Source organism: Bacteroidota bacterium (assembly GCA_016714535.1).
Lineage (GTDB): Bacteria > Bacteroidota > Bacteroidia > AKYH767-A > OLB10 > JADKFV01.
This window is the reverse complement of record JADKDR010000001.1, coordinates 149,952-165,050: the sequence shown is the minus strand read 5'-3', so window position 1 is coordinate 165,050 and position 15,099 is coordinate 149,952. Positions and strand designations below refer to the sequence as shown.

General features: G+C 37.8%; 11 protein-coding genes. 2 read left to right on the top strand and 9 right to left on the bottom strand.

From position 1 onward, the window contains the following. The first annotated feature begins 123 nt into the window (after positions 1 to 123). Positions 124 to 1,686: a T9SS type A sorting domain-containing protein gene (locus IPO27_00705; protein MBK8845133.1), complete on the top strand. Its 1,563-nt coding sequence runs from the start codon at positions 124 to 126 to the stop codon at positions 1,684 to 1,686. A 148-nt stretch (positions 1,687 to 1,834) separates the two neighbouring features. Here the strand turns inward: IPO27_00705 and IPO27_00700 are convergent, their stop codons facing one another. The 9 genes from IPO27_00700 to IPO27_00660 form a co-directional block, all read right to left on the bottom strand. Next, positions 1,835 to 3,181 carry a peptidylprolyl isomerase gene (locus IPO27_00700; GenBank protein MBK8845132.1) on the bottom strand — a complete coding sequence of 449 codons (1,347 nt, stop codon included), beginning with the start codon at positions 3,179 to 3,181 and terminating at the stop codon, positions 1,835 to 1,837. A gap of 131 nt (positions 3,182 to 3,312) precedes the next feature. Then, on the bottom strand, positions 3,313 to 4,086 hold the full coding sequence (locus IPO27_00695) for a hypothetical protein (GenBank protein ID MBK8845131.1): 774 nt from the start codon (positions 4,084 to 4,086) through the stop codon (positions 3,313 to 3,315). Between the two features lie 85 nt (positions 4,087 to 4,171). After that, complete coding sequence (locus IPO27_00690) at positions 4,172 to 6,124, bottom strand: peptidylprolyl isomerase (GenBank protein ID MBK8845130.1); 1,953 nt, start codon at positions 6,122 to 6,124, stop codon at positions 4,172 to 4,174. 124 nt (positions 6,125 to 6,248) lie between these two features. Further along, positions 6,249 to 7,706: a T9SS type A sorting domain-containing protein gene (locus IPO27_00685; protein ID MBK8845129.1), complete on the bottom strand. Its 1,458-nt coding sequence runs from the start codon at positions 7,704 to 7,706 to the stop codon at positions 6,249 to 6,251. A 65-nt stretch (positions 7,707 to 7,771) separates the two neighbouring features. Next, entirely contained in the window at positions 7,772 to 8,626 is an 855-nt protein-coding gene (locus tag IPO27_00680) for a hypothetical protein (GenBank protein ID MBK8845128.1), read from the bottom strand. A 36-nt stretch (positions 8,627 to 8,662) separates the two neighbouring features. Further along, complete coding sequence (locus IPO27_00675; protein ID MBK8845127.1) at positions 8,663 to 9,787, bottom strand: hypothetical protein; 1,125 nt, start codon at positions 9,785 to 9,787, stop codon at positions 8,663 to 8,665. After that, on the bottom strand, positions 9,729 to 10,370 hold the full coding sequence (locus IPO27_00670) for a hypothetical protein (protein MBK8845126.1): 642 nt from the start codon (positions 10,368 to 10,370) through the stop codon (positions 9,729 to 9,731). Before IPO27_00670 ends, IPO27_00675 begins: the two co-directional genes overlap by 59 nt. A 309-nt stretch (positions 10,371 to 10,679) precedes the next feature. Beyond that, positions 10,680 to 12,965, bottom strand: coding sequence for a T9SS type A sorting domain-containing protein (locus IPO27_00665; GenBank protein ID MBK8845125.1), 2,286 nt, complete (start codon positions 12,963 to 12,965; stop codon positions 10,680 to 10,682). Beyond that, positions 12,917 to 13,204, bottom strand: a complete 288-nt coding sequence (locus IPO27_00660; protein MBK8845124.1) for a hypothetical protein — start codon at positions 13,202 to 13,204, stop codon at positions 12,917 to 12,919. Before IPO27_00660 ends, IPO27_00665 begins: the two co-directional genes overlap by 49 nt. A 225-nt stretch (positions 13,205 to 13,429) precedes the next feature. Here IPO27_00660 and IPO27_00655 point away from each other — a divergent pair, with 225 nt between their 5' ends. Beyond that, positions 13,430 to 15,094 (top strand): peptide MFS transporter, encoded by a 1,665-nt coding sequence (locus tag IPO27_00655; GenBank protein MBK8845123.1) that lies wholly within the window; start codon positions 13,430 to 13,432, stop codon positions 15,092 to 15,094. Positions 15,095 to 15,099 lie beyond the last annotated feature (5 nt).

Here is a 15,099-nt window from a genome sequence, read left to right as displayed (position 1 = left end):
TCAAGTCCCAAAAGCTAAAAGGGAAAATGGGTAAATTGGTTTACTGTGTTATTTGACTTATTAATATTTCATTATATTTAAACTTTCTTATATTTGCTAAATCGAATTTTAAAAAAAATACGGATGAAAAAATTATTTTTTCTTTTTGCCATTTCAATCTCAAGCTTTACTGCGAATGCCCAAGTGGCAACCTGGGCCGATCAGGCAGCATGTGTTATTTACACACGATGTACATCGTGCCATAATCCCAATGGCATTGCAAAGAATCAATCGTTTGTAGATTATTTTGATGCCATCAGTTACGCACAAGAAATTGATTCGTTTGTACAACACAACATTATGCCACCATGGCCCCCCGACCAAAATTATCAAACGTATGCACACGAAAAAGTACTTACGCAAGATGAAAAAGATGTCATACACAATTGGGTGATAAACGGTACGCAACAAGGTAATATGCAAAATGCCCCTACTCCTCCGGTTTATGCTTCTACTGCATTAATTGCCAATCCCGATGTGACGGCACAAATGCAACTTTACCAAATACCTCCTATTACAACTGATTTGTACCGATGCTTTGTAATTCAAAATGTGAATGCAGTTGACAAGTTTATTTCAGGGCTTGAGGTTATTCCGGGCAATCGCAACATTGTGCATCATGTACTTGTTTTTGCCGATCAGGGAAATACGGTTATCAATTTAGATAATGCCGATCCCGGGCCAGGCTATACCGCTTTTGGTGGTATTGGAAGCAATTCAGCTGAATTGCTTGGTGTATGGGCTCCCGGAGGCGAGGCCAACTTTTTCCCTACAGGCATGGGCATTAAACTTAAAGCTAACTCGCATATTATTTTACAAATTCATTATCCGATAGGTACATCCGGGCAATGGGATAGTACCAAAGTAAATTTAAAATGGAGCACTTCTGGCTTTACACGCGAAGTAGCTATTGATCCTATTTTAAATCATGGAGATCTTAATGAAGGGTTCCTTTACATTCCTGCCGATAGCATGCGGACTTTTACATGTGACTATACTGTTCCGGCAAATGTAACACTCTTGGCATGTGCTCCGCACATGCACCTGGTGGGCACCGAAATACGTGCACATGGAATAACTCCGCTTAACGATACACTTCGATTGGTTGATATTCCCAAATGGGATTTTCACTGGCAAAATATGTATTGGTTCCGGAAGCCTATGAAAGTACCACAAGGGACGGTACTGCATTCAGAAGCCATTTATAACAACACGGCCTCCAATCCATTTAATCCTAACTCACCACCGCAACCGGTATATCTTGGAGAGGCTACCACTGACGAAATGATGCTTATTTATTTTTATTGGACAATATATTTACCGGGTGATGAAAATATTATTGTTGACACAAGCACTTCTGTGCCCGCCTATAATGGATGCAACTTCTCGCTTGGTGGCACCGAAAACTGGTTGCAATCGCAGTATTCCATTTACCCTAATCCGGCAAACGAAATCATCAATATTAACGTTGGCTGGCGCGAGGCTTATACCATCACTATATATGATGTGGCAGGTAGAGTGGTGTTGCGCAAAGAAAATTTAGTAGGTAAAGAATCGCTACTCTTAACTGACTTTAGTAAAGGCTGCTATATTGTCGAACTAAATAATAACAGCAATAAATTTAACAGCAAGCTTATATTAAACTGATTTTACTTTTGAAGTAAATATTAATGCCTTTGCTTCAGTAGGTTGTAATTGAAAGATAGCAAACTGATTCATCCACATGATGTTGATGTTAATGTAAACGCGTTGGCTTTTTAAGTCCTACCTTTCACTTGCTTAAGAATGGAAGTAATTATTCCTTCCATCCGTACTCATTGTCGCATTGTGCAAATTGATCATCAATGCGGAAGTAGGTAGACGCTTTCTTTTTCTTAATCCAATCCATCATGGCCTTTTCCGATTTTTCGTTTGATGCTGCTTCGCTCAGGCGTTGATAGTCATCTTTAAGGTTGGTAACATGTGGGGATGTACGCTTATTGAGTTGTAATATTCGATAGCCGGTATTGCCCTCCTGATTGGTGTAAGGTAAAACCTTTGTTATTTCTCCGGGCTTTAATTGATCGAGTTGAAAAAATATGCTGCCTTCTATCTGATCGGCTTCAAATCGAATACTGCTGGTTTGTGGATTTATCATTTTGCCTCCATTATATCGTGTTTCAGAATCATCTGAAAACCGCGATGCAGCTTGAGCAAAACTAAGGCTATCATATTTTACCAGGGTAGCAATACTGTCGAGTTTGTTGGCAACGCTAATATTATCTTCAGTGCCAACTTTTGGACGAAGCAAAATATGACGTGCATTAAACATATCGCCTTTTCGTTCAATCATTTGAATAAGGTGATAACCAAATTTTGATTCTACGATTTGCGAAACCTCGCCCGGCTTAAGTTTAAAAGCGGTTGCTTCAAATTCAGGTACAAGATCGCCACGGTTAACAAATCCCAGCTCGCCACTTTGCTTGGCCGATACCAGGTCTTCGCTATATAGCACTGCTAATGCTGCAAAGTCTTCGCCATTAATCACACGATCACGATACCCTTTCAATCTTTCAATACAATCTTTTTTTGCGGCATCGCTATATGATACCATCATCACAATTTGTGAAAATTCTATTTCCGAATTTATTAAAGGCAAACTATCCTTTGGTATCGCGTTATAGTAGTTGAGTACATCTTGCGGACTTACCGAAGTAGCTTTCGAAATTTTTCCCTGCATTTGTTGAATCATAATCTGATCGCGTACTATTGGCCGGAATTCTTCTTTTAATTCAACTATCGATTTGCCGTATTGTTTTTCCAATTCTTTTTCTCCACCAAACTGATTTATAAAATAACGGAAACGGCTTTCCAGCTGATCGGTTATTTGCCCTTCGCTTACTTCAACACTATCTAATATGGCATGATGCAACATCATCTTATTAAGCAACAACTGATTGTATATTTTGCATTTCATGGCTTCGTCTGCATAGTTGCCACGTGCTATCCATTCCAGATAATTTTGCTCAACTTCGCTAAGCAAAAGGATTTTGCTGCCCGCTATACCCACTATTTTATCAGCCACCGCAGGTTGTGCGTTACATAGCGTTATAGTGCCGCAGAGCAGGCTTGAGGCAACAAATATTATTTTATACAGTTTCATTAGTGTCGATATTGATAATTAAATTTATGTTTATAAATGCTACTTGAAAAACAATTGTACTTCGTTATTCTTAATAGCATTGTTGTAAGTGCTCTGACGCCATTTTTCAAGTACTTCGTTTTTGCGTTTATTTATGATAAGGTTTTTATGTTCTCGGTTTCAAAGCTCAACGGTGACATACTTTCTTTTATTTTAAAATCGAAAAATTTCACCACCATATTGCTGTTGCTATCAGGAATGTCAATCACTTTGGTGTATTGAAGAAATTGTTCCTGATTGTAAGTTTTTATTCCTGTACGCATCATTATATCGGTAAAGGGCATCCATACATCATCATTTAAAAAATAATCGGTGGCATGCTGAAAGCAAAAATTGTCAACCTGCTGACGTGAGTTCTCATCATTGCTCATGAGCCATTGCTTAAACTTTTGCAGGTTCTTTACATTTCGCGGGAAGCGTGCATATAAGCAACGTGTGATGTTTTCTTTCAATTGAAAATTTGCCTGATTGTTATCGTAATATTCCTGTATAGCATCATCGGTTACAATGGTATCGAGCATGCGCAGCACTACCGTGCGTTCATAATTATACAGAATGAGTGATTTACGATATTCTTCTACTTGCTTTTCAATGGTTTCGTTACTTGCATCTTCTCCTTGCGAGGCTTTATGAAGTAATACTTTTTCGCGTGTCCAGTTGTCAACATATGCTTTTAAGAATTTAATGCTGTCGGCAGGGCTCAATTTTTCGGGCAATACTTTTAATATTTCGTCTGTATACAATGCAAAGTCATGAACCTGCGCAATTTTAATCTTGCTTGTACTTTCAGTTTCATTCAACGAAAACGGATTTTTGCAAGAAGCTAGCATGCTTATCGCTAAACATGCAATCAATATATTTTTCAATCCGGTATTCATCTATGCAAAAAAACAAAAGTGAGTACATATTATCATGTTACTCACTTTTATAAAATTTATTTTGTCAAGTGATTTACTCTTTGATGATGGTTCTAAGCACAGCCTCATCTACATTAACGGGGTGTTTTTTACGTAACTCTTCGATCCAATTTTTCTCCAAATGGTTCTGATAGTCGGCAGTAATAATCCCTTTGGCTTCATCAAGGGCCTTTGGCATTGGCGTCAATACTTCCTTTACATCAACAAATACCGTTTGATTATTTTTTTGCATGTCGGCCGAAATTCCTTTGGTCCACGTTATGCCATCAATAATTTCATTATCACCTTTGCTGTATTTGCCTTCCTTTATGGTTAAGTTCAATTGAGAGTCTTTGTTTACTTCCTGCAACATTTCAGCATCGTCTTTCTTTTTCTTCAGCATCTTCCTTACCGAAGCAGCAATTTCAGGCGTGGCACATTGGTATATTTTTGCATTTATACGCTCTGCCCACATGTAGTTATTTTTATTTTTTTCGTAGTACTCTTTTAGCCCTGTAGTATCCTTAACTGCTTTACTCCAAACCAATTTATCAGTTAAATCAAATAGCAAAATTCCATCGCGATATTCCTGCATCAGGTTTTTAAATTCCGGATATTTTTTTTCTAAACGAGCTTCTTCGTAAGAGATACATGCTTCATCAACAAATCCCTGATACATGCTGTAGCCAACTGACATAGGCTCGCCAGAAGGTCTGCGCACTTGATGCAGAGCAAGATAATTTGCAAAGTCGCGTTGTGAGTAGGTGTTTTCGCCCAGCGTCATAATTGGTTTTGTTAACGGTGCTTTTTCGTCAGGAGCATATTCACCTTTAATAATAGAGGAGTCCAGGGTTGCTAAAAACGCATCGCGGTTAGCCGCGTTTTCACTAAACTTGTATTCAGCTTTTATCTTATTTAACATGCTTGTTTTGCTAAGCTCGCTACGACTGTCTTTTTGAATTTGTTGTTTAAGTTCACCTTTCTTTTCATCATAGGTTGGGAGGCCGCGCTTTTCAAGTCGCTTGATAATATGCCAGCCATACGAAGATTTGATAGGTTCACTTACTTCGTTATCACCTTTTAAAGCGAAGGCAGTACGTTCAAATTCAGGAACCATACGCCCTGTGCCAAACCAGGGTAGCACTCCGCCATTTTTTGCCGAGCCCTTATCATCGCTGAATTGGGTAGCAAGGTCTTCAAATTTTTCTCCTTGCTTGAGTTTTGCAGCTATCTCTTCAATTTTTGCTTTTGCCGCTGTCTTAACACTGTCGCTAGTTTCGTTGTCTGCACACTTTACCATAATATGAGCGCAATGAATTTCACCTTGAGCAGGACGCATATCAACAGTTTTCAAAATATGATATCCAAAGCGAGTACGCACTGGCATGGATAACTTTCCAATTGGTGTAGTGTATGCCGCTGATTCAAAAGGGTAAACCATTTGCATAGCAGTAAAGTAGCCTAAATCACCTCCATTTTCTTTGGCCGAAGGATCTTCGCTGCTATCACGTGCCATGGTAGCAAAATCTGCGCCTTTCATTATCTTCTCACGAATCTTCATGGCCTTATTGTAAGCTGCAACTGTATCCTTTGGCAATGCATCAGCAGCGCATTTTACAAGGATATGGCTTGCTCGTACATCTTTTTGCATGCGGTCGTACGCCTCTTTTATCAAACCCTCCGATACTTCCTTGTCTGTAAGGTATGGTTGAGCCAATTGTTTCTTATAACCATTAAGTTCATTCATAAAAGCGCTTGATGTGTCCATATGTAGTTCCTCAGCTGCTTTTACCTTTAGTTTGTAGTTGATGTAAAGGTCTAGATACTCACGCACTGCTTTGTTGTCAAAACTTACATCCTTGGTGTTGTTTTTCTTGTAAACCCTTTCAAACTCAGACTTGCTAACCGTTTCACCATCAATGGTGATAAGTGCTGGGTCGGGTTGGGCATACGACATCATTGAAAACCCAAATAATGCGACAACCAGATTTAAAATTTTCTTGTTCATAGTTAAATTTAGATTATATAAGAATTAAAATATTTTGCAATTGGATGGATTCAGAAACGGGGTGCAAATGTAGAAAATTACACATTCCACCCAAATTATAGCTCTGTAAAAAAGATGAAAATTATTACTCCACCACCAAAACCCGTTTGCTCTCGCTCACATTATTACAACTTACATTAACTACATACAAGCCCGGTGTGTACATTGCAGTGGATACTTGCAGGTTTGAAAAATGCCCATACAAATTATGTTGCTCTATTTTCTTACCACTTACATCATACACGGTGGCAAGTGCTGTGGTATTGCCCGGTATAGAGTAGTGTATATTGTAAAACCCATTTGCAGGATTTGGAAATAATTGCAAACCCATTGAAGTAATTACCTCATGCTGTGCCAAGCCAAGGCTATCGCAAATACTGCCTATCTCGGGGCCAAGCTCGTAGTTTGGCCAGTTTGGGCAAGTGCGACTGTTAAGAATACCAAAATGAAAACTATGCGGTTGGGCATCGCACAGTGTATCAAACAAATCAGGTTGATTGATTACGGTCATATTATCGCTTTGTGATTGGGTGATACAATATATCTTTTTATCTGCACCTACAAACATTTGCCAGAAGGTGGCCCAAGAGTTTGCAAATGGAGATGCGTATCCATCATAAGTAGCAATAATTTTTTTTGTATTGACCATATTGCTACCATCCTGCAAATTGTATTGGTATATGTGCAATCCTGTAGCCACGTATAAAAATTTATTATTAGGAGAAAAAGCAACACCGCCAACATAGCCACTATCAATTAAATCAACAATTAAATTGCTAAATGTTCCGGTGCATCGGTCAAATTCCATAAGTACAACTTGGCTTGTATCTGTAATCCAAGTGGTATCTAAACGTGTATCTACCCTTGCATAATAACGGCCATCCTGGCTAAAGGCAGATTGCCCCTCGTAAGTTGCCGATTCTCCAATGGGGCCAAGTGCCTGTGTTGACATTGTTATGCCTGTAGGTGTTACTAAAAATTTAAAGTAGGAATTTGTATTGCGCTGTAGTTTTACAAGCCACCAGTCACGACCATTGCCATGTTTAACAGCCGAAAAAAAACTTTCGGTCATACTATCATTCAACACTAAATTATTATGAGATATAACCTTGCCCATTCCACCGGCACTATCCATACTGATGTGATGATAGTCTATTTCATTAATCCAGTACACATTGGGGTCATCATTATTAAATTGAACTTGAAACATTAAATATTCATTTGGGTGACCTGGGTGAGGAATGCTTAACAAGCCTTGATTGCACCCCCAGCCTACACTAATAGAACCCAATGAATAAGCAGCACTATATAAGTTTATGCTATCTCCACCCATCATAATGCTATCATTTCTATCAACTATAAACAAACCATTTGAGCTGAAAAGCAAATTTCCTGTAGAATCAGCCATAGTAGTATTTGTTTGTAGAAAATTTAATCTCCTATTGTTGTTTATAGTATTAATAGTCAAACCTGATGAAAAATTCACATAGCCTTTTCCCCAAGGTGGATTTTTGTCAAATCCATACATAAAGTACGAGTTCATTTGACCTTTTGTTTCATTGAAAACAAAAATAATAACAAGGGTTAAAAATATTAAGATCTTTTTCATTATCTCTCGATATAAAATAATCTTGAATAGGTTACTACATTCGTAATTGAGGTGTGCTTGATAATATAGAAATTATTTTCTTTAAGATGCTGTTTTATGAAATTAGAATTCTTGCTATTTGAAATAGCAACTAATTTTCCAGCTAAATCATATACTTCTATTGATTTTACATTTTCAAAGTTTTGAAATACATTCAAATCTTGTTGTACATTTTCATCTAATCCGTTAGCATTTAAGGTTGATTTGTAAGTTACACCGAAAACTGCGCACTGCGCTGTATTATCAAAATTTGCAGGTGAAGAATTAATTAAGTTATAAATGGCCTGCGCAATAAAAACTCCATCACCTTTTATATAGGGACAGTCGAAGGCAAGGCTGTTTACAAAATCTATTTCATTTTGATTTAATACTATTTCCTCATTTTCAAATATTTTAATAACTATTCTTAGTGCATCTTTACGATTGGATGCGAAAACATCATTTTCTGTTATGCTATTAATTACATCGATTATATCATCTATGGCGGTTTGTTTTTGAAACATCAAACTCGCAGCTATTTGAGCATCGGGCTTATTCGAAAATATTCCATTATTCAAGTTGTTGGTATATAGTAGAATTGCATTATGTATTTCAATAGAAGTTGAATTTAAGTTTAAGGTACTAAATAAACTTCTTGCATTAATTAACTCAGTCAACAGGCTCGCCATGTAATTTAAAGCCTCTCCATTTATTAATGAGTTTACTGATCCAAGCGCATTTAAATTATCTACGATCTCGTTGTACTTATTATATTTGGTAGTTGCATTATTATTGTAAAAATTTTGAATAGCTGTGCTTGCATTTGCTGCTATCAAATCATTTTCAATTTTGTTATATAAAATTTCTTTTTCCTATTCTAAGATTCCTTCTTGAAATTCGCTTGTAACATATTGATTGGTTGCAATCTTCTCTGCAAATTCCAAATCAATCGTATCGCCTGTAATAAATGATGGACAAACAAATGGCAAATTAACTAAAGTGTCTTCAGGACAATCTGATGGATCAATTCCTTGCTGCTGAATAAACCATCCAAGAGGTGGAATTACTGTTATTGGTTCATATAATGTTCCAATACCATTATAATAGTATTCATTTAAAAAAGCACTATTTATGTTCAAAGCATCCAATACAGAAGGTACTGCCCAAGTATTACCTGCAAAAAGTTGCTGACCAACTGTTACATTAGCATCATATAATAATCCTGTTTGGTGATTACGAAAATGATTTTCCCGAATTAATGAACCCGAATTACTACCATGCACTGCAAGACCATAATACGTATTAGTCATTTTATTGCAGCCGATTTGGGCAGTTGGGCATGCAGTCATATTTATTCCTTGATGGAATAGAGTTGGCCCTAATATTGTAGAAATAATATTGTTGCATGTAACTCTTATAGCTTCGCATTTTACAATATCTATCCCAATCGAACTTTTAAGTGTATGGTCCATTGATATGCCATTCTTATGAATATGGTGTACATACATAGTTCCATTGTTATTGACATTGGATGATATACCAATACATCTGATTCCTGCAACTCCATTGTGCATGACAATATCATTTTCTGCAATTTCCATGTAATTATTATTAAGTGCTAACGCTGCTAAATGAATAGCTTCGCCATTGCTGGGCGCGCCAATAAGAACATTCAAGATTATAGAGTTTGCATCAATAAAGGCACCCTGCACTTGTGTTACATCATTAATAAATACACCATGATTAAATGAGTTTATATTATTGGCATTTACAGTTAATAATCCAAATGCCCTATGCCCCAATACACCATACTGAAAAATGTCATTCATATTGCAATTGGTAACAGTTGGCATAATATTATTAAACTCCACTCCAATATCGCATGAGTAAAAGTCAACCGGAATATTATTGTTTTGTTGTCCTTGAACAATTAAAAAATTACTTGAACCCCCATTTGCGTAAACTCCATCCCTTGTAATTGAAACTATGCATATCATAGTTTCTAATTTCTTCAAACTTGCAATTGTTTACAATACAATTTCCTCGGGTGCTTACAATTCCATTGTTAAGGTTATCAAATGCCACGGTTGATGGACTTACAAAAGGTGTCATGTCTAAAGTGCCAATATTTTTTGCAATAATTCCGGCTAAAGGTTTTGTAAGTCCTTGAATTGGTAATGTAGAGCATTGTGCTATCAGATTCGTTGATGAAGTAAAACGTGTTTCAGCAATTGTGAAACTTATTGCATTCCAAATACCACCCGTGCCTAACTCAATCCCAACAACATTGGCATCAAATAAGGAGTAAACGGATGAAACGGTGCTCCCCATTGCTGCTTCAATTCCTGTATAGGAATTGCGAATCGTTGCTCCATGCAATTCGCAGGTTGCCCCCGACCCAAAAGTATTTACAGGATTGCCAATTAACCGAATACCGCGCCAAGCTGTTGTGGTACTATTGGTAAGTGTGGCATTTACTACTTGCATATAAGAACCGGGCTCGCAAATAATACTTACCCCTGCATCAAATTGTAACGTGCAATTCGTAATAATTAGAGTTGTGCCCGATAACAAGCGCATATTTTAAGTAATGGTTTGATTGGTGTTAATGGTTTGCGAAGAATAGGTAGTTGTAGTTGGGTTGCAGCATTTCGCATTTTTGTAATTAATAAGTAATATAATTAATGATAGAATAAATATCCGACTTAGCTTGATGGCATGTTCTAAAACGAATGAGGCTGCTGCGTTTTGTGTGCTGTGTGCTGTGATTTCATAACGATATATTTTTATAGATTAGAGTGTAAATATATAAATTAGTTGAAATGGGAAAATAGTAAATGGATAGCTTCATAAATTATAGCTTGTTATTTTTCTAATTTATTAATTGTGTCACATTTTTTCAAATTTTGTATAATAACTTTCCAATGCTGTATTGATTTGAATAATATAAATGCCTTTTGTTAATTTATCTGTATTATACTTTACATGTTGCAGGCCTTTGTCAAACTGTTGCTGTGGCAGTGTTTCAATCATTTTTCCTAAAAGATTATAAATTTCAACAGTAAGTAACTGCTGATTTGGATTTTGAAATTTTATGAAGCAAAAATCATTGGCAGGATTTGGAAATGGATTATATATTTTAAAATAAGACTTAGATGCATTTCCGTTTGAAATGGCAAGCGGGTCATCATCACTGGCATCGCGTTTCCATAATGCACGTCCATAGGTACTTGCATAGATAGTGAGTTTGCCATTAATGGCTGTGCTGTCAACATAATCAAGTTGTGTTATTTCTACTCTGCGTGGCAAGCCATAGCTCCAGCGCGACCAGGTGGTACCGCCATCCAGGGTGCGAAACGCTCCTTCGGTGGTGGCTATATATATGATGTTGTTGTTTACCGGTGAAGGTAAAATGTCGGTAACCGAAAAGTTTGGCAGGTTGCCCGAAATATTATTCCATGTATTGCCCTGGTCAGGTGAGTAAAATACTTTTTTTCCAACTGCCCCGGCATCAATATCTCTTATACACACATAAATGCCATCCAGATTAAATGGATCTGTTTTAATTCGGCCTTTGAGCAAACTTGTGGCAATGCCTGCTGTACGGTCAGCCCATAGTTGGGTATTACGATCGCGTACCCATATGCGCGAAAGACCACCGCTGTAGGAAACTAATGAATAAATTCCCGGATCAATATTTCCGCTTTGGTCTATTACAAAGTCATAAATATCACCATTGTTAAATGGGTTATTCAAATTCTCTTTGCTCCATGTTGCTCCTAGATTATCGGTACGGTAAATATAGGGTCCGCCTTCGGTATATAGGGTGCCTGCCTGATCATCGTAGCGCATAATTGGATACCAGTCGCCATGCGGGTCGAGTCCTGCACTCACATCCGCGCTTTGTGCCATCCCATTGGTACTTATAAACCTGCGAAACGAAATGTTTCCACCAAATACACCAACAGCATAATATATATTATCTGTGGTATAAGGATCTGTTAACACGCCACCGCCATCGCCACCGGTTGTTGCCCACTTACCCGATGCATTGGTATGGTAAACAACCCCATTATCCTGCGTACCGCCTACAATTGTATTGGCGCCAGCTTTAGATACAGACATGTCAACAAACTGTGTGATCTGCATATCATTAATACTATCATTAATAGCGTTAAAAGAAAAGCCTGAATTTTTCGAAACAAATAGTCCTCCATCATTGCCCGAAATAACCCAGCCATTGCTTGCAAATGCCAAGGCATGTTGGTCAACATGACCAACATTGACTTCGTTAAATACATTTCCATCAGTGGTGCGCCATAGGCCACCGCCACCAACTACTACCAAATCGCTGTTATTCGGATCAGATTTAATGATATTATTATACCAGCCTTGTCCCCAGTGTATTTCGCCTGATGCAGGGTTACCGAGCAGGTCTACCCCAAAAGCACAAGTGCTCCAGGTGGCTCCATCATCGTTTGATTTGTAGATTCCTTTGGTAAGGTTGTCGCTGTTATTTGTTACGCTTGCATAGATTACATTGGGTGCAGAAAGCGAATTGGTAAGAGCTGTTCGGCCAAAATTAGTTGCTGGTGCTGAAGTGTTTTTTATCCAGGTTGCTCCTCCATCTGTACTTCCGAAAATGCCATTACCCCAAACAGCTATATTAATAATATCAGGGTTGTTGTAATTGATAGTAACATCCGAAACATTGCTGTTGTATTTTAATGTCCATGTAAGGCCACCATCTTGAGAAACATATAATCCAACATTGGTTGCTAAATAAAATTTTTGTGGAATGGTATTCAGTAGTATCAAATGATAACAAGCACTTGGTGTAACTGAAAGCGGAATGTTTGTCCAGCTCTGACCTTTGTCGGTAGTTTTATAAAGTCCACAACCACCGCCAAGACCACCTTCTCCGGTGCCCACCCAAATGGTGTTGCTATTGGTAGGGTCAGTTGCTATCGCGCCTCCGGCATTACAGTCAAGATTATCACTTATTGGATAGTTTACAATTTGGGTGGGCGATATGCTGTCCATTTGCCATACACCACCACTTGCTGAAACAATGCGCACGCTGCCATTTCCAACATATTCAACATCGGCAATGCGTCCACTATATTTTATTGACGATACCGGAGCATTAATTCCATTTGGGCCAAAGTTTTCCATGGCGAAATAGCGCTGACTTTACCATTTATAATATTTTCTTCGCCCGGCATGGCATCTATCGCTTTGCGTATATTTTTAATGTACTCGGGGGTAGCGTTTTCAAACGGATGGTACAGTTTAGCCCTGAATTCTTTTTCCCGTAAAGGTCCTATTTCATTTTTGTCTGCACGTTTTTCATTTTGTGAAAAGGCTGTTATTCCTATAGCCGTGATTAAACTAAGTAACAATATTTTTTTCATACGCTTGAATTGATTTTTAAAAGATGAAACAAAAATAGTCTATTCCTGTTAAAGCATACCCTTTTAACGAATGGATAACAATCTTTTTTGTGTCATAGGTTTGTTTTTTTAAAGTGCTAATTCTTTAAGACATTTTAGTTGGTATAGTTTAAACAGAAGAAGATTTCATTTTAAATTGAATTTTTGCCTTTATTGCATTTTCAAAAAATAATAGCGGAATAATTTATGTCACAAACAAATCATCCTAAAGGGTTACCCTATCTCTTCTTTAGCGAAATGTGGGAACGCTTCGGTTACTATCTCATGATTGGTATTTTTACCTTATATCTTAAAGATCAGAAAGCCGGATTTTCTATGAACGAAGCTGAAAGTGCCGATTTGTATGGTACTTTCATAGCTCTTGTATTTTTAACGCCTTTTATTGGAGGATTATTGGCCGACCGATATTTGGGCTATCGCAAGTCGATTATTATGGGAGGCTTGCTTATGGGTATTGGCTATTGCCTCATGGGTGTGCATAGCAAACCTATGCTTTATCTGGCTATGACGTTGGTTATTTTTGGCAATGGTTTCTTTAAACCTAACATAAGTACCTTGCTCGGAAATTTATATTCAACTCCCGAACATAAGCACCTTAAAGATACTGGCTATAATATCTTTTACATGGGTATTAATATTGGTGCTTTTATCTGTAATTTTTTTGGCGCGGCATTATATCTTACTTATGGATGGGCTTGGGCGTTTTTGGCAGCAGGCGTAGGTATGTTTATTGGGGTATTGGTATTTTTAATAGGAACAAAACACTACAAAGATTTCGATATTATAAAAGGTACCAAGCCGGGCGATATGCCATTGAGCAGAATTGTCTGGATGATTCTAATACCATCTGTAGTATTCGGAATTGGTGGATGGCTTATAAAAGGAGTAACAGATACCATCACAAATCCCAAAGGAAATATTTTTGGAAGTGATAGTACCGATGCATTTGTGTTTGCCTGCATTCCGGTTTTGTATTTTTACTTACGCGAATATTTTAATGCCGAAGCGCATGAGAAAAAACCCATTGGTGCCTTACTTGCAATTTTTGGAGTAGTAATACTTTTTTGGGCCGTATTTAAATTAAACGGTAGCGCACTTAATACCTGGGCCGATCGCTATACCAACCGCGAAATTAATGGAACTACAAAAACGGTAATGCAAAGCCTTAAGCTAAGTAAGGATATTGCTTATACCCGCGACACGGTTACCCTATATGATGCGCAGTTTAGGCTGCAACGCGATGCCAATGGCAAAACAATGACCATCTATGACTATCCTTCATACTTTCATAATATGAATAAGGCCGAGTTGCCTCGCGATGGCGATAAGATTAGTGTATGGGCACCTAATTTAAGTCAGTCTATTAATCCGGGATGGGTTATATTGCTAACTCCGGTTGTGGTTGCATTTTTCTCCTGGTTAGGAAGGCTTAGGCGCGAACCATCAACTCCCACTAAAATCGCATTAGGACTTTTTGTTTCAGCCTTATCAGTTTTGGTTATGGTAGGTGCTGTTATGGCTGGCAACAATGGAACCGAAAAAGTATCGCTATGGTGGCTCATTGCCAATTATGGTGTAATCACTATTGGTGAGTTATGCCTTAGCCCCATGGGGCTAAGCGTAGTTTCTAAATTAAGCCCGCAAAGGATAACTTCGCTCATGATGGGTGGGTGGTTTCTAGCTACTTCTATTGGTAACAAGTTGAGCGGTGTGCTTGCCAGTTTGTGGGATGAATATGCTGACAAGACTTATTTCTTTTGGTTGAATTTTGGTTTGCTTATTGGCGCCACCCTGTTCTTGTTATTAATGTTAAAGTGGCTAAACGCTATCTTTAAGGAGTATGTAAAGTAATAAGC